Annotated in this window: 23 protein-coding genes; 16 read left to right on the forward strand and 7 right to left on the reverse strand. The window is 35.5% G+C overall.

Features of this window, described 5'->3' with window-relative positions; genetic code table 11:
* Positions 1-2 precede the first annotated feature (2 nt).
* From DYR29_RS03420 to DYR29_RS03440, 5 genes are all read right to left on the reverse strand, one after another.
* On the reverse strand, positions 3-1,055 hold the full coding sequence (locus tag DYR29_RS03420) for a hypothetical protein (RefSeq protein ID WP_213279296.1): 1,053 nt from the start codon (positions 1,053-1,055) through the stop codon (positions 3-5).
* Between the two features lie 71 nt (positions 1,056-1,126).
* The gene (locus tag DYR29_RS03425; protein WP_213279297.1) at positions 1,127-1,993 is read right to left on the reverse strand and encodes a helix-turn-helix domain-containing protein; all 867 of its coding nucleotides are present in this window, start codon (positions 1,991-1,993) and stop codon (positions 1,127-1,129) included.
* Between the two features lie 646 nt (positions 1,994-2,639).
* Positions 2,640-2,987, reverse strand: a complete 348-nt coding sequence (locus DYR29_RS03430) for a DUF2493 domain-containing protein (protein WP_213279298.1) — start codon at positions 2,985-2,987, stop codon at positions 2,640-2,642.
* Between the two features lie 3 nt (positions 2,988-2,990).
* Complete coding sequence (locus DYR29_RS03435) at positions 2,991-3,134, reverse strand: DUF1737 domain-containing protein (RefSeq protein WP_213279299.1); 144 nt, start codon at positions 3,132-3,134, stop codon at positions 2,991-2,993.
* A 7-nt stretch (positions 3,135-3,141) separates the two neighbouring features.
* Positions 3,142-3,399 carry a helix-turn-helix domain-containing protein gene (locus tag DYR29_RS03440; RefSeq protein WP_213279300.1) on the reverse strand — a complete coding sequence of 86 codons (258 nt, stop codon included), beginning with the start codon at positions 3,397-3,399 and terminating at the stop codon, positions 3,142-3,144.
* A gap of 198 nt (positions 3,400-3,597) precedes the next feature.
* Here DYR29_RS03440 and DYR29_RS03445 point away from each other — a divergent pair, with 198 nt between their 5' ends.
* The 14 genes from DYR29_RS03445 to DYR29_RS03510 all read left to right on the forward strand — a co-directional run bounded on the left by DYR29_RS03445 (position 3,598) and on the right by DYR29_RS03510 (position 13,547).
* Positions 3,598-3,795 (forward strand): hypothetical protein, encoded by a 198-nt coding sequence (locus tag DYR29_RS03445; protein ID WP_213279301.1) that lies wholly within the window; start codon positions 3,598-3,600, stop codon positions 3,793-3,795.
* Between the two features lie 10 nt (positions 3,796-3,805).
* Positions 3,806-4,126, forward strand: coding sequence for a hypothetical protein (locus DYR29_RS03450; RefSeq protein WP_213279302.1), 321 nt, complete (start codon positions 3,806-3,808; stop codon positions 4,124-4,126).
* A gap of 31 nt (positions 4,127-4,157) precedes the next feature.
* On the forward strand, positions 4,158-4,586 hold the full coding sequence (locus DYR29_RS03455; RefSeq protein ID WP_249413604.1) for an SH3 beta-barrel fold-containing protein: 429 nt from the start codon (positions 4,158-4,160) through the stop codon (positions 4,584-4,586).
* Positions 4,587-4,842: 256 nt separating this feature from the next.
* Entirely contained in the window at positions 4,843-5,229 is a 387-nt protein-coding gene (locus tag DYR29_RS03460) for a hypothetical protein (protein WP_213279303.1), read from the forward strand.
* A gap of 157 nt (positions 5,230-5,386) precedes the next feature.
* Positions 5,387-5,800, forward strand: coding sequence for a recombination protein NinG (locus DYR29_RS03465; protein WP_213279304.1), 414 nt, complete (start codon positions 5,387-5,389; stop codon positions 5,798-5,800).
* Entirely contained in the window at positions 5,787-6,137 is a 351-nt protein-coding gene (locus DYR29_RS03470; RefSeq protein WP_213279305.1) for an ASCH domain-containing protein, read from the forward strand. The genes DYR29_RS03465 and DYR29_RS03470 overlap by 14 nt, the downstream gene beginning before the upstream one ends.
* 106 nt (positions 6,138-6,243) lie before the next feature.
* Positions 6,244-6,945: a phosphoadenosine phosphosulfate reductase family protein gene (locus tag DYR29_RS03475; protein WP_213279306.1), complete on the forward strand. Its 702-nt coding sequence runs from the start codon at positions 6,244-6,246 to the stop codon at positions 6,943-6,945.
* Positions 6,935-7,729, forward strand: coding sequence for a DNA methylase (locus DYR29_RS03480; protein WP_213279307.1), 795 nt, complete (start codon positions 6,935-6,937; stop codon positions 7,727-7,729). Before DYR29_RS03475 ends, DYR29_RS03480 begins: the two co-directional genes overlap by 11 nt.
* Positions 7,730-8,122: 393 nt before the next feature.
* Positions 8,123-8,443: a hypothetical protein gene (locus DYR29_RS03485; protein WP_213279308.1), complete on the forward strand. Its 321-nt coding sequence runs from the start codon at positions 8,123-8,125 to the stop codon at positions 8,441-8,443.
* A gap of 3 nt (positions 8,444-8,446) precedes the next feature.
* Positions 8,447-8,950 carry a terminase gene (locus tag DYR29_RS03490; protein WP_213279309.1) on the forward strand — a complete coding sequence of 168 codons (504 nt, stop codon included), beginning with the start codon at positions 8,447-8,449 and terminating at the stop codon, positions 8,948-8,950.
* Positions 8,940-10,391, forward strand: a complete 1,452-nt coding sequence (locus tag DYR29_RS03495) for a phage terminase large subunit (RefSeq protein ID WP_213279310.1) — start codon at positions 8,940-8,942, stop codon at positions 10,389-10,391. Before DYR29_RS03490 ends, DYR29_RS03495 begins: the two co-directional genes overlap by 11 nt.
* Entirely contained in the window at positions 10,391-11,776 is a 1,386-nt protein-coding gene (locus tag DYR29_RS03500) for a phage portal protein (protein ID WP_213279311.1), read from the forward strand. Before DYR29_RS03495 ends, DYR29_RS03500 begins: the two co-directional genes overlap by 1 nt.
* Before the next feature lie 52 nt (positions 11,777-11,828).
* Positions 11,829-12,536, forward strand: a complete 708-nt coding sequence (locus tag DYR29_RS03505) for a hypothetical protein (protein ID WP_213279312.1) — start codon at positions 11,829-11,831, stop codon at positions 12,534-12,536.
* A 57-nt stretch (positions 12,537-12,593) separates the two neighbouring features.
* Entirely contained in the window at positions 12,594-13,547 is a 954-nt protein-coding gene (locus DYR29_RS03510) for a hypothetical protein (protein WP_213279313.1), read from the forward strand.
* A gap of 16 nt (positions 13,548-13,563) precedes the next feature.
* Here the strand turns inward: DYR29_RS03510 and DYR29_RS03515 are convergent, their stop codons facing one another.
* Positions 13,564-13,821, reverse strand: coding sequence for a hypothetical protein (locus tag DYR29_RS03515; RefSeq protein WP_213279314.1), 258 nt, complete (start codon positions 13,819-13,821; stop codon positions 13,564-13,566).
* A 167-nt stretch (positions 13,822-13,988) separates the two neighbouring features.
* Entirely contained in the window at positions 13,989-14,255 is a 267-nt protein-coding gene (locus DYR29_RS03520; RefSeq protein WP_213279315.1) for a hypothetical protein, read from the reverse strand.
* 120 nt (positions 14,256-14,375) lie between these two features.
* Between DYR29_RS03520 and DYR29_RS03525 the strand changes: the two genes are divergently transcribed.
* Entirely contained in the window at positions 14,376-15,056 is a 681-nt protein-coding gene (locus tag DYR29_RS03525) for a hypothetical protein (RefSeq protein WP_213279316.1), read from the forward strand.
* Entirely contained in the window at positions 15,034-15,405 is a 372-nt protein-coding gene (locus DYR29_RS03530; RefSeq protein WP_213279317.1) for a hypothetical protein, read from the forward strand. Before DYR29_RS03525 ends, DYR29_RS03530 begins: the two co-directional genes overlap by 23 nt.
* Positions 15,406-15,420: the final 15 nt, after the last annotated feature.

Below are 15,420 nucleotides of genomic sequence, written 5' to 3' on the forward strand. Positions count from 1 at the left end.
AATTATTTTTTAAAAAGTCCGGCATTCAGATTCGAACCCACTGAGCCTTCCGCCAACTGTAGGTAACTGCGTTTACTCTGATCCTTTTCAATGATCACGGTTCCGGTAGTCTGTACGTTTTTCATTTCCAGAAAATCTGTAGGGGTAGCATTACTGTCACTTAACGGCCCGCTTCCGTATCCTGCCAGTTTATTATAATTCACAAAAATGCAGTCAGAAGCTTTGTACCGGCGTGTGCTTCCTTTTTCTCTGATCCACACTGTGCTGGTGTTGGCGATAATGTTATGATGAAAATCGAAATCATCGCCGTTGGTACCTTGGGTAGTCCAGACTCCGCAGAAATAGCCTCCATAAACCAACGAATGCTGCATGGCACTGCGGCTGCCGGTCTTTCCTTCATTTTTCCAGAAGACAACAGGAATTTTACAGTTGAAGAAAACACAATGGTCAATAACCAAACCATAACCATTGGCAATTACTCCTACATGTAATGGCAGTACTTCTTCATTCCCCGCGAATAAACATTGTGTTACAAGCAGATCGTCCAGTTTTTTTCCGTCGCGCCAGATGGGATATGAACGTCGTAAATTATTGGCATCAAGATACGTATAATCAGGGCTGCCTGTAAACCGTAGACCTGCAATGGTAACGTGGCTTACCTCTGGTTGAATACCTCTTGCTTCTTCTCCTCCCACACCGGGTTCAGTAGGTACAACGGTCATAACAACCGGCATTTTTTTTGTTGTCCAGTCTGCATCATCGGGCATTACTTCAGCACGGATGGTTAGACGGTTGGTAAAAGTATATTTATCATTGTTAAACAGTACCGTTTTGGTGATTAGATGTACACCTTCTGCAAGGATTATTGTTGTTTCTCCCTGATCTTTATTTAGATTAATGCGTCTGGCGGCTTCTGAAAGAGATTTTAACGGTTGTGTCTTTACTCCTGAATTCATGTCATTGCCGGTTATTGGATTAACATATAATTGTTCTGCCTTTACCAAAAGTAGGTTCATGATGAACAATAGAAGACTAAGTGTTGCAGATTTGATCATATTCTTTTTTTGGTAAAATTAGAAATATTCATACGCTGCAAAATGGTCATTTTATCTTCAGAATGGTCAATTCATATATTCTTTCGGTATTGCTGGGGTGTAGTACGGGTAAATTTCTTGAAAAAACGGTTAAAGTTGGAGGGGTCCGAAAACCCAAATTCATAACAGATTTCTTTGGCAGATTTCTTCTGGTGCAACTCTTTCTTTATTTCTGAAATGAGTTTGTGATGAATCATTTGTTGTGCTGTTAATCCGCTGAACTGCCTGCAGACTTTATTAAGAAATCCAGGACTTACATTAAGCATTTTAGTATAGCTTTCAACGGTTTGATTTTCTAAAAATTTCTTTTCCAGTAAAGAGCGGAATTTATAGAAGTCTGCATGGATGTAAGTATCCCTTTGAACTTTATAGATCTGAGCATAATAGCGGTTGAGAACGATAAGCAACTGATAAAGTACGGACCTGATCAAATGATTACTGTCATTCTGAATTTGCCCGAACTCCCGTTCTATTTCCTGTAAAAGCTCAAGGCATTTCCCAAATGATCTTTCATCGATCTTCATGTCAGTGGAATGAGAATACTGATGAAAGTATTGAAACCGATAGAGGAACAACTCATCTGAAAAAAAGAGGTGAAGGAAATCTTTTTCAAAGAACAGCGTGTAGCCTCTTATCTTATCTTTAATTTCCCAGCGGCGAACCTGTCCTGGACTGATAAAAATGATGGTTCCGGGAGTTATAGACGTTATCTTACCGTCTAGTGAAAATGTTCCCGATCCCTCTTCAATGAAAACAATTTCGTAAAAACTGACTTGATGTAAAGTGTGATCCAGTACATAATTTTTCAATGTTTCAATACGTCCAAGATCCAGCAATAATTCTGCCCCGTATTTATAGGGCAGAAAATGATACGTTTTAATTGGGGCTGCTTTTACCATCTTTGAGAATTTTTACAATAGAAGGCTCACGCTATAAATACAAGCTTATGTTTTTTGCTCTTCAAATATAAATAGATTTTAGTTTCAATACGTTATTGCTCTTTTCTAGTTTAATATTTTTAAAAGCTAGTGATATACTTAAATATGTCGCTCTGTGGCTGGTAAAAATTATAAGTCGTTAAGCAGCTTTATGTGTTGAAATTCAAAATCTTACAATTGAATCTATTATTTTTTTATATTTTTCAACGTTGCCACGATTTTGCCACAAACTTTACGAGTTTATTTGAAAATTTTGCTATTTCATATATAAAAAAAATCCTGCAAAAATTGAATTTTTGCAGGATTTATCGATCTTTTAGTGCATTTTGAAGATTTTATCAGATACACAAAGTGGAGAATACGGGATTCGAACCCGTGACCTTTTGACTGCCAGTCAATACTCCCTTTCTTTTAGTAATTGTAATGCGCAATTAATCAGACTGTTAGTTAAATGCAAGGAGATGCAAATTAAGCCCTTTTTATGTGCTGGTACACGATCGAGTACACGATTTTACACGGCTAAAATATGGATAATTTTAGTTTCTCGAAACCACTTTTTCTGGAAAGCTCACATTAAAGAAAATAAAGGGACTTAAATAGTCCCTTTTTATATTCTTACAATTTTCATTTTCAATCCCAATTCCTTGGCAACTTTTATCATGTTCAATGTTCCTTTGCTTTCACCATCCCAGAAAGCAATAAGCGCATCTGTGTATTCTGCCATCTGTCTGTTACGAATAGGACCAGCTTTCGGACCTAAATCCCAGTTAGCAAGAAATTTAGAAAGCTTGTAACCACTTTCAACAGCGTATCTTTCCCCTAGAAAATCAGTCCCTTTAGCTCCTCCAGAAACAATTTCGATTTCATGATAGTTTTGCAAATAGTAATCACACCGTTCCTTTAGTAAAGAGTAGTCTTCAAATGTTCGGGTTCCGGCAATGATTACTTTGAACATAGTTTATTTCTTTTTTACCAAAGCTTGAAAAAATACTTTATCCCCAGCAGAAATTCCCCCTTGTGGTATCCATCCCAAATCTAATAAAATATTCACAGCTTTTTCAAGTTCGTGTGGGGAATCTGCACTAACAATTTTGTATTTCACTTTATTACTATTTCTTAAGATATCCTATAATTATTTCATTCCCCTTATCGTCCTTGCGGTAGATGGGCTCTCCTTCATTTGGATTCTTTTCAAATAATTCTAGAAAAGGAACACCTAATGCTTCAGCGATTTCAATTAACCTTTGCAATGTAGGGTTTCCATTAAGAGATTTAGATAATCCAACTTCAGTAATGTTTATTCGTTCAGCTAATTCTTTTTGCATTATGCCTTTTTCGTCACAAATTTCTTTGATTCTTAGTTTCATAATTATACTAATTATATAACTGCAAATATATTATAAATTATACTATAAGTGTAATAATATGACTTAAATAAACAGATTGTATAAATTTTAACAAAACATTAACATAAATAAATTTACAAGTGGTTAAACTAATAGTATATTTGTGGTAGAAAATTAAACAATCAGTATAATTAAATAAAACAAACAATAATATACATTATGATAACACTTAATAACTCAATAGAAATTAAAGCTAAGTTCAATACATACTTAAAGGCTTTAGAATTAATAAGAGAACATGGCTATACAGACTTCGATGATTTAATGACTGTGATATTCGATGAAGAATTAGAGGGGTTCAATGCAGCTGTTTTAACAAGTGAAGAGAAAACAATTGAATTCATTATAAACAATTAATATAAATAAGATGAAAACATTTAAAGAAAGAATAGTAAATCTTTTAGAAATGAGAAATAAAGAAGATATAGCGCAATCAATTAGCGACCTTCTAGAAGATCACAAAGAATTCACGGTATTAGAGCTTTATAGAGAGTATATCTTCATAGATCATGAAACGAGCGAAGACGTAGGTGGTTACAACTTCATAGTACCACCAGCAAAAGGTGAGTTTTTCGTAACTCATAAAGGCATTTACGAAATATTGCAGGTAACAAGCGTTTATGACCCACAGGCAAGGCCGGGCACAATACATGTAAGAAAAGCAAGAGAATTCAAAACAGCGGGGTAAAACCCGCTTTTGGTGGTAAAAGAAAAAAGTTATGAAAACGCAAAATATATCTTTCAGAAAAACAGTAATGCTAAGAGCATATCACATAATGACAGAAACGGGCAAAAATTGGGCTGATTGTCTTCGCAAAGCCTGGCAACTGTACCGAATTAATAAAGAGATGCATCAGGGTGAAGTTACGTTCTATTTCGAGAAAAAAGACGGCGAAATTCGCAAAGCTACCGGCACTCTGAAAATTGAATATGATTTCAAAACCCATAACCAGCCTAACCCGAAAATTTTCACTTACTTTGATGTAGATGCAAATGATTTTCGTTGTTTCAAAATCGCTAACTTTATCGGGCTGGCTGCTGTAGATCATTTTGCACCTTTAACGACCGAATTGCCAACTGGCAGTAACTATATCAAACCGAAAGCTCAGAACCTACGAAATAGAAGAAAAACCATTAAAGCGAAATAATCATGATTACTATTGAAAAAAGAAAAATTGAAATTTCTATACCTGAATTTAAAGAAGAAATTAAAGAACTTTGTCAGTTATTAAAAAGAAATAGCCGAAATCGATAGGTATAAACGAAAAGACACTAAACAATCACTTCAAAACAAAGCTCACTGCAACCGATTTTTATATCTTAACTGAACAATTAGAGTATAGATTATATTCAACAAGTAAAGGTAAATATTGGGCTATAGAAGATATTTTAAAAAACTAAAATATGAAAACCAGAAAATTAATACCAACTGCAAATAGAAGAAAGATGAAAGTTTCTTCAACACCTCGAATTATCAGAGAATACCCTGCAGACGAAAACGAGCAGCAAAAACCGCTTTTTTTAGTAATGCAGAAGATTTACTTTGACGATATTGAAAAGGGCAAAAAATTACATGAATATCGAGACGGTTCTACGTTCTATAAATCGAGGCTATGTAATATCGATAAAAAGACCGGCGAAATAATCAGCATTAAAAATTACAAAACTGTTGTTCTTCAGGTTGGGTATCATGCAAATGCAAAACGAATGATTGTCGAGATTAAAAAGATCGATTTAAAGCGTGACTTTACAATTCACCTTGGGGCGATACTCGAAAGGCAAAATTTCTAATTAAAATCAAAACAAGCATAATTCGCCACTCTATTTGATAGGGTGGTTTTTTCATGTGTAATAAAAACGGTTTTTAAAACAATTAATATTTAAGTGTTGCTTTATATAGTGTATTTTATGTTGTTATAAATCAAAGTAATAAATATTTTTGCTTATAATGGTGACGGCCGAAATACGAAGTAAATATAAAGGCAAAAGCATAGAGGCTTTAATTGAGACTTTACAGAAGCTTGTTAACGCAAAAGTTCGAAAACGAGATAGTAAAGATGGGTATTTCATCTGCATATCATGTGACGAGTTAAAGCCGGTAAATCAGATGAATTCTGGGCATTATTTCGCCAAAGAATTTTATAAATCTGTTCGGTTTGATCTCGATAATATGCACGGGCAATGCGTAAGATGTAACAAGTATTTAAGCGCGAATTTGATACCGTATAGGTCGAGTTTACTTTTAAAGATAGGTGAGCATCGTTTACGTCAATTAGAGCAAAAAGCAGCCTTAAAAAACTTCAAATTTAGTCGTGACTTTTTGATAGAACAAATAGAAAAATATAAGCATGAAAAATACTAAAGAACTTTATTTAGTTCTGACGAAAAAGAACTTTGTTGATATTCTGAAAGGAGAGAAAAAAGAAGAGTATCGTGCTTTCTCAGACTATTATATTGATCGTTTAGGCGAAGTAGATAAAGAAGGCGAGCTAATCGGCACCGTAGCACCTGAAACAATTCGTTTTCAAATGGGCTACAGTAAAAACGCTCCGCAAATGGTTGTAGAGTGTAAAGACGTTCTTATTGAAGTTGATAAAGATGTCGAAGAAGGCGAGGACCTGACAACCGAAAACAGCAATTTCGCTCTTATACTCGGTAATATACTCGAAAATACCAACTGTGAAAAATTAATTGTTTAACCCTAAATATAATTGCAATGTCAGAAGCTACAGCAAGAAGTGCAAGAAGAGCGGTAAGGAGATCTTTCGCTAGAATTGCACCAAGAGTAATCAGACGTAGAGGATAATGGATTTATCAGCTACATTAAAAAGTATCATATCCCTGTCAAAGAAACATGACAGGGTGATACTCTTTCATTCCGGTGCAGGAAAGGATAGTATTGCGCTGCTGAATATGATGGCTCCACATTTCCGGGAAATTGTCTGTGTTTATATGTACATGGTTAAAGACCTGGAACATATAAACCGGTATATCCATTGGGCAGAAAAGAAATATCCAAATTGCAGATTTATACAAACACCACATTACGCCCATTACAACAATAAGAAGCATGGAGCTTTCGGTGCTGATCCTGTAAAGTATGCAGAATGGAATGTTTCCAAGATCAATGATAAAGTAAAAGAGGATACCGGTATTGAGTGGGCGGTTTTAGGTTTCAAAAAGAATGACTCTCTGAATCGTAGACTAATGCTGAATTCATATCCGGATAGTATGACAAGTGTATCCGGACAAAAGCTTTATCCGCTGGCTGACTGGAACAACAAGCAGGTATTGGCCTATATCAAGAAAAACCGATTGATTGAGCCTATTAAGTACGGGAATACCGGGAACACCAGATCTCAAGGAACTGATGTAACGGATTTGGCTTTTCTTCTTTGGTGTAAACAACATTATCCAAGGGACTTGAAAAAGATCATTGAAGAATTCCCAGACGTAGAAAGAATCTTATTCGAGTATAACCATTCACGAAAACAACATGCAGAATAAAGTAAAACAAAGTGAAACAATTATCCTGAAGCGTTCAGAAATAACACCGGCAGACTATAATCCCCGGACAATTACCGAGGATGCTCGAAAGGCATTGAAGAAAAGCATCAAAGAGAATGGCATTATAGGTGGTATGGTATGGAATAAGCAAACTGGAAACCTGGTGTCGGGCCATCAAAAACTCAGTATTGCTGATGAAGTAAATAAGTATGAAGCAGGAAACGACTACGATATAAAAGTAGAGGTCATTGATGTGGACCTTAAGAAGGAGAAGGAGTTGAATATCTTCTTCAATAGCAAGGCTGTACAAGGCGAAATGGATTATAAAAAGCTCGCCCAGATCTTTCCGGATATCGACGCTTCTCTGGCCGGTCTCGATGATGTAGATATTTCCATGATTGAAATTGAATTGCCAACAATGCAGGATATCGAAATTCCTTCATTCGAGCCTCAGGAAGAAAAAAAGATCAATGCTGAATACGAGAAGTCGATCACCCAAGAACTGAGCAACGTGAAGAATGTTCCAGAAGCAAGTATTCACGAAATGGAGCGTAAAGAAGCTGCAGAAGAATTAACCCCTGAAGAAAAGAAAGCCAAGATCAAAGAAATTAAGGAAAAGGTCAAAGAAGGAGCCAGGTTAGATGGTGAGCCATACTTTACGGTATCCTTCTCTGATTATGATTCCAAAGTTATGTTTCTCGAATACCTAGGGTTCAATCCTGAAGATAAGTTTATCAAAGGAGAAGAGCTGCAGGAGAAAATAGATGAAGTCTATGCGAGTTGATACAACAAAAAGCCCATGTGGTAAACTAATGTATACTCATGAGAGGGAAGCAAAAGAGATCATCACAAAATGTAAATCAGCCAGTAGCAGAAGTAAGATTCCAAAGAGACACTATTACTGCAAAGAATGCGGAGGATGGCATGTAACAAGTCAGAAAACAAAATCAAAATACAACTAAAATTAAAATGAAAAAGGTAAAATTCATACATAACGAAACAGGGCATCAAATAGAGTGTCTTTGCGAAAAAGTTGAAGCGGATTATGTAAATAATGTCATTTATTATTTGTGTAAAGTATTAAAAGAAAACGAATATAAGACAGTAGGCGTGTTTTCATTCCAGCACTTTTCTCAATGTTATAGTGATGAATTTATTAAATCAAAAATTCAATAGTATGTTTTTAGAAGTAAAAGAAATCAAGTTTGCTAATCACGAAGAAGCACAAAAGAATAAGAATTATCCAGACAGTGGCTTTTACATTGTTGAAATAGAAGAAATGCATACGGATTTAAGATTCGTAGACAAGTCTACAAGTCTAAATCTAATGATTTGCCCAAAATCAGTATTTGACGGATTGCAATTTATAGCAGTAAATCCAAATCACTACAAAGAGCCAGAAGTATTAACAACATTAGAAACAGTTCCACCGACAGGATATGCTTCAGAAACTTTTATTTTGGATTTCACCAAAATATTACTAGGCTCAAAAAAGTAAGTTATGGCAACAAGAGGTAGAAAGACAAAGTACGATCCAGATCAACATCCTAAGAACGCATTGAAGTATTCTTTGCTAGGATTGACGGATGTACAGATGGCAGGTGCTATGGATATCAACCCAGATACTCTTTATCAATGGCAAAAGAAGTATCCTGATTTTTCCGAGGCCATAAAAAAGGGTAAGATAGAAGCTGATGCCAATGTTGTTTCCACCTTGTATAAAAGAGCGCTAGGGCATACACAGAAATACAAGCAGGCATTCAAACTGAAAAAGGTAGATGAGGAAACCGGAAAGCTATACGATACAGTTGAAATTGTTGAAATTGAAGATTACTTTCCGCCTGATATGATTGCAACAATTTTCTGGCTGAAAAACAGGCAACCGGAACACTGGAGAGATAAGAAAGAAGTTGAAATCGATGATAAGCGTGAATTAAATACTTCTGTGCTTTCCGATTCTGCTTTAGAAGAATTAGAACAGGCGTTAAAATCTGATGAAAAGTGATAGACTTAAAATTTCCCAACTAAAAATACAGCTCTTTGAAATCTATGTAGAGAAATTCAGAAGGGGAAATTTTGATTTTATTACAACACATCAAGGGGAAAAGCATTTAAAGCAAGAAGAGGCACTACAGATCCTATGTGATAAAGATACAAGAGAGTTCCTTTATGGTGGAGCAGCCGGGGGCGCAAAATCCTGGACCGGTGCAAGCTGGTTACTTTTCATGTGTCTCCTTTATCCCAATTCTAAATGGTTCATAGGCCGTGAGGAATTAAAGCGAATTCGTTCTTCAACATTAATCACTTTCCAGAAGGTTTGCAAGGCATACAGTATTCCGGCAAGCGAATGGAGGTACAATGGTCAGGATAACTATATTCAGTTTAAAAACGGTTCCCGTATTGATATGCTGGACCTGCAGTTTAAACCTAGTGATCCACTATATGAAAGGTTCGGTTCCTTAGAGTATACCGGTGGATGGATTGAGGAAGGAGGAGAAATCAATTTTGGAGCGTTCGATGTCCTAAATACAAGGGTAGGACGACACCTCAACAAAGAGTTTGGTTTAGTTCCGAAAATGTTTGTCACCTGCAACCCGAAGAAGAATTGGATGTACTCCCATTTCTACAAGCCATTCAAAGAAAATATTCTGACTCCAATACAGAAGTTTTTACAGGCATTTGTTCAGGATAATCCTTTCATTGATAAACTCTACATAGAACAGCTGGAGAACACAAAAGATAAGGCAAAGAAGGAAAGGCTTTTGAAAGGGAATTGGGAATATGATGACAACCCTTACAAGTTATGTATCTATGATAAAATTCTGGACCTGTTCAGGAATGACCACCTTACAAATGAGAAGAAGAAATACATCACTGCTGACGTTGCCCGATTCGGGTCTGATTTAGCGGTTATTGGTGTATGGGAAGACTGGGAATTGATGGAAGTTCACGAATTTGAGATTAGTAAAACAACCGAAATTCAAGCATGCATTAAGGCTCTGCAACAAAAGCACTCAATTCCTAAAGATCAATGTATAGCTGATGCCGATGGTGTAGGAGGTGGAGTAGTTGATAACCTTGATATTATTGGATTCCACAACAACGGCAGACCATTCGAAGAAGACTTAGGAGACGAGAAAGACACACCAAAGTATAAGAATGCTCAGACACAACTTTTAGTTTATCTAGCGGAAAAGATAATCAATAAGAATAAAATGTTTATTTCCGCGGAATTATCAGAAGAACAGAAAGAGCGAATCAAGGAAGAGCTTGACACAATAGAACAGGACCCGGATTATGACATCATAACCTTGGTAAATAAAGCTACAATCAAAGAAAATATAGGAAGATCCCCAGATTATCGAGATATGATCCTTATGAGGGCTTATTTCGATTTCAACAAACCAATCAGAAACAATTTGAACAGAATAGCATCTTTAATATAATGGACGAGAAATATTACCAACTACAGACCATCGGAGAGAAAATAGCCTATCTTAAAGATAACGGAATTCCTCTGCCAAATATAGAGCAGTTTAATTCTGAATGGGATGAAACACGACACCGTATCATGACGGACCTGTACAATTATCCGGATCGTATTGTTGAGTATGAATATACCGATGAAAAAGGAGAGAAGAACGAAGGAAAACGTATTGAAAAGCTTAACCGAATTCCGTTAGCGTATCAAAAAGATATTGTCGCAAATGCTGTCACTTTCCTTTATGGTAACCCTGTAAAGTATACAAACAATATTGAAGATACAACGCTGTATGATGCTTATTTGAAGTTAGTCGATAAAGAAAAGCTAATGTTTGTAGACAGGGAAATAGCGAAAACAAACGGACGGTTCACCCAATGCGCGGAATTGTGGTGGGTTGATGATGAGCCAAACGAGTTTTATGGATTTCCTTCTCAATTCCGAATGAAAGTAACATTACTTTCTCCGGATAAAAACAAAATGTACCCATATTTTAACGACCAAGGCGATATGATAGCTTTCCTCAGAGAGTATGAGAAACGTATCGATGGCATAAAAGTCAAATATTACGAAATCTATACTGCAGAAAGAATTGCTATCCTAAGAGATTCCAACGGTGGAATAGAACTTGTCTCTGAGACCGCCAATTCAATTGGTAAAATTCCGATTGTTTGGTATTCCTTTGAAAATGTAGAGTGGTCCAAGGCACAGAAGGCGATTGAAAGGCTGGAGGAAATTGCCAGCGATACAGGTGAGGTTAACAAGAAGTTCTCCGCACCAATTTTAGCACTAACAGGTGAGGTGACCGGAAGTTTTTCTAAAGATAAAACCGGAAAGGTACTGCAGCTTAATGGAGATAAAGCCAGTGCTAACTTTGTTCAGCCTCCAAATGCTAGTGAATCCCTTTCTAACGAGAAGGAAAACCTGGAAAGCATTATATACAAAATGACAAACTCTGTGAATATTTCCCCAGAAGCTTTAGAAGGCTTAGGAAATATGTTGGCCACAGAAAACGCTGCATTCCTCTTCATGTTGCCACATCTTAAGGTAATGGATAAGATGAGCGTATATGTACCTGCCCTGAAACGTAGAATGTCTATCGTTAAATCTTTCTTCCAATTAATGAATACGGGTTTCCGCAATAGCGATTTGGACGCAGAACCTGTAATAACTCCTTACATTATAAACAACGAAGCTAAGTTCTATGAAATGCTAATGTCAGTAAACGGAAATAAGCCGTTGTTCAGCCAGAAAGCAACAATGGAGAAAGCCGGAATCAAGGACGTAGATAAAATGCAAGATGAAATCAAGAAAGAATCTCCAGCGCCTCTTAAACAGGGAATTCAGTAAGATATTGTAGGATACATTTGATTGTGGTATTTTTAGTGCAAAATATTATAATATGAGTAAGAAAAATATACCCCTTTCAGTTTTAAAGGCTTTAGAACCATTTGTAGGACTAAAAGATAAATTGTTTACTATTGAAAATAGGGATAGAAATATATTGTTTGTAAGAGATATTGATTCAAGTTCAAAATTTTATTATACTATTGAATCAAGTGAAATAAGTGATGGAGAAGAGCTCTTTACAATAATTCAAGCTCCAAAAAACGAAAAAGAACTAAAAGCTTTTGCTGTAAAAATTTATAGTAAGGATTTAAAAGATAATTTTAATTCTTGGATACAACTTCTTGAAAACTATAATAAAGTAAAATCATTCTTTGATGATCCAATACTTGAATCTTATGAAGAAGAATTCTATACAAACTTTGAATTAGTTGATGAAGATGCTGATACACGTCCTTTTAGTACTACTCAAATTTTGCAATTAGACTACCTTTTAGAGCAAGTAAGCACTAGATTGATTAATATGGCTGATGGTAATAATAGAGAACAGATTGAAACTATTATTACAGATATTACTGAAGTAAGGGAAAGTTTACCAACAAGGCCTCAAAAGTGGATTGCAGAACATATTTCAAAAATATTTGCAAAGATTGCTAAACAAGGAATAAGTTTCATCAAAGAGTTTTGGGCTGAAGGTAAAAAGGAATTAATAAAAAATATTGTGAAAGGCCTAGTTGAAGCAGGAACGGAACTAATAAATTAAGTTTTAGCCTTCTCTTTGAGAGGGCTTTTTGTTATATTTGTGGGAAACTAATTATGCATGAAAGAATTTCTACAAACAATTTTAAAGAGTACAGAAGATAGAATTAAAAATCCCTTTATCGGTACATTTATTACCTCGTGGGCTATTTTTAATTGGAAACCAATTACATTTATAGTATTTTCAGATAAGAGTATTGAGGAAAAGATAAAATTTATAGGAGATAATTACAGTGATATATGGTGTTATCTGTGGCTGCCTCTAATGTCAGCGATATTTTATATTGCTATACTCCCATATATAAGTTTTGCTTTTGAATACATTACCAAATTTTCGCATGGACTGCGAAATAAAGTAAACTTGGAAGCCAGAAATGCTGCCTTAGAATTACAGATCGGCGTTGCACAAAATGAAATAAAATTAGAAGAGGAAAAAACGACTTTTAGGGAAAGGAATAGCCATAATTTAATGGTGGAAAGCTTACAAGAGCAAAATAAGTCTTTGAGCGAGGCGTTAGAGGAAGCAAATAAGACGCATTTAGAAACAGTAACAGAGCTGCAGAAAAAAAGTGAAAATGCAAGTAAGGAGTTTAGTGTTTTAGCTGCTAATTATGATAAGCAACTGGAAGAATCTAACACGAATTTAATCGAAGAAAGGAATAAGATATTGAATTTGAGAAAAGAAGTGAATGAGTTAAATAAAGAAAATAATCATTATTTCAATAATGCTTCTCAGTTAAAAAGGGAACTTGAAATAGAAAAATTTATATCATTTAGACTTAAAAATCCTGTCAATAAAATCCTGTCAATAGAAGGATACAATATACTAGAATTTTTCAATTCACAAAAAGAGGTGTTTTATTTTGATATAAAGGCAGATAAAATATTATCTACAAGTGCTGTTTATGATTTTACAAAAGGGAAGGGCTATAGTGAAATATTAGATGAAGAACAGCTAAGACGATATACTGATAAAATGTTTAGCATCCTCCCTTTTGAAGATGAGAATAATTGATACGTTAAATTTTAAGTTAAAAATATTCAATTTTATTTAGAAGAAAATCCGCATCATCTTTCTGTTCTGGCTGAGGAATCTGTTTAAATACTATTCCGTTCTTTGGTGATGTGCCTGTAATTGTTTTGTCCTTGTGGACCGTCAGAGAGTTCCAAATATTCTCTGTAAGTTCTTTCTGGTAGTTGGTACAGAAAGTTATTCCGTTTGCTTCCCGGATAGTCTCTTTTTGATATCCGTTTTCTTCTAGGAAGTTGTAGAAATTAAAGTTGCTCATAATTTGGTTTTATTTTCGGTTTTAATGTCTATGAAAATTGAACGTATCAGGTCATAAAAGTATGCAACAACGCATATAGTTAGGATTATCAATATAATTGTAAGACAGCCTGTAATTGTAACAATTAATCCTTGCATTATGCAGTTAAATATTTCTTTCATCGTCTTTTATTTTTTAAGCCACTCAATTACCTTATGAGTGTGGAACATTAGTTTAGTTTTCTGTTTTCTATTTTCATAACCTCCTATAATCAATTCTTCAGGCAAAATTTTATTATCAATTAAGGAGTAAACACGTCTTCTAGGCTTTCCTATTATCTGGCAAAACTGATCTAAAGTCAGAGATATTGACTTTGATAATTCTACCAGGTGAGACGCTTCCATAACATCCCGGAGCGTCATATCTGCCATTCTTTTATTCAGCAATTCATTCATATGGTAATTAAAACGGTTTATTAAAGTAATACTTTATATAACTATGCTAAATTACAATATTACTTATTGTTATGCAATAGTGACTTAAGTACTTTTGAACATAATAATTAAATCTAAGTAATGTTTGAAAAAATCCTAAAAGAACTTAAAACCAAATATGCAAATCTGGGGTTAAGTGAAACAATTTTAAAAGCCAAAGCAAAGCAAATTGAAAAGGCGGTTAAAACAGAGGAAGAAATCGCAGATGCAGTAGCAGGGGTTGAAGATGATCTGGCAATATTCCAGTCATTCGCTGACCAAAACAGAACGTTGGCAAAGAAGATCGAAGAGTTGGAAAAAGGAAAAGGGGCAGATCCAAAGCCTGAACCTACCGATCCAAAACCTGAAGATCCGAAACCGACACCAACGGGCGACGAAATTCCAGCATGGGCAAAAGCTATGATCGAAAGCAACAAAACGCTTGCTGAAAGTCTTACAGCTATGCAACAGAAGGAAGCGCAGCAAACCAATGCTCAAAAACTGCAATCAAAACTAGACGAGCTAAAAGTATCTAAATCTTACTTGGATCTTCTCCCACAATCACCAACTGAAAGATCATTTCAAAATGATGAGGAAATCGCTGCTTTTGCAATCGATTTGAAAGCCAAATCAGACGCTTATGAGCAATCGGTAGCCAATAGCGCTTTAGGTTCTTCAGTAAAGCCGTTGTTCGGAGAAGTTGCAAAAGAAGGAGATGTTTCAGCCGATGTTCAAGCATTCATTAAAACCAACTACAATAATGAAACAAATACAAAAGCCTAGTCCAGCAGGATTTCAAAAGGTGGTTTTTGATGAAATCACGGCTCATTATCCGGGCGGAGTTCATGTAGATAAAACATCTGCGTCCGCAAGGTTTACAAACGGTGTTCTTCCAGCTGGAACTCTTCTAGTTCCAGGGTCAAATGGAATGTTCAATGTAGTAAATGCTGATTTCACCGCTACAAACGTGAAAAATGCTATCGGGCTGACTACTCACGATATCGTTATTGACGATTTCCCGCTAGTTGCTGTTGCAATTGCCGCGACTGCAAGATTAGAAGCTCTTCCGGATAAAGAAGCAGCTGGTGTTGATTTTTTAAAAGCCGTACTACCAAGAATCACTACTTACTAACATTAAAAACACAAA

The sequence above is a fragment of the Chryseobacterium indologenes genome (assembly GCF_018362995.1).
In the GTDB taxonomy this organism is placed as follows: Bacteria; Bacteroidota; Bacteroidia; order Flavobacteriales; family Weeksellaceae; genus Chryseobacterium; species Chryseobacterium indologenes_G.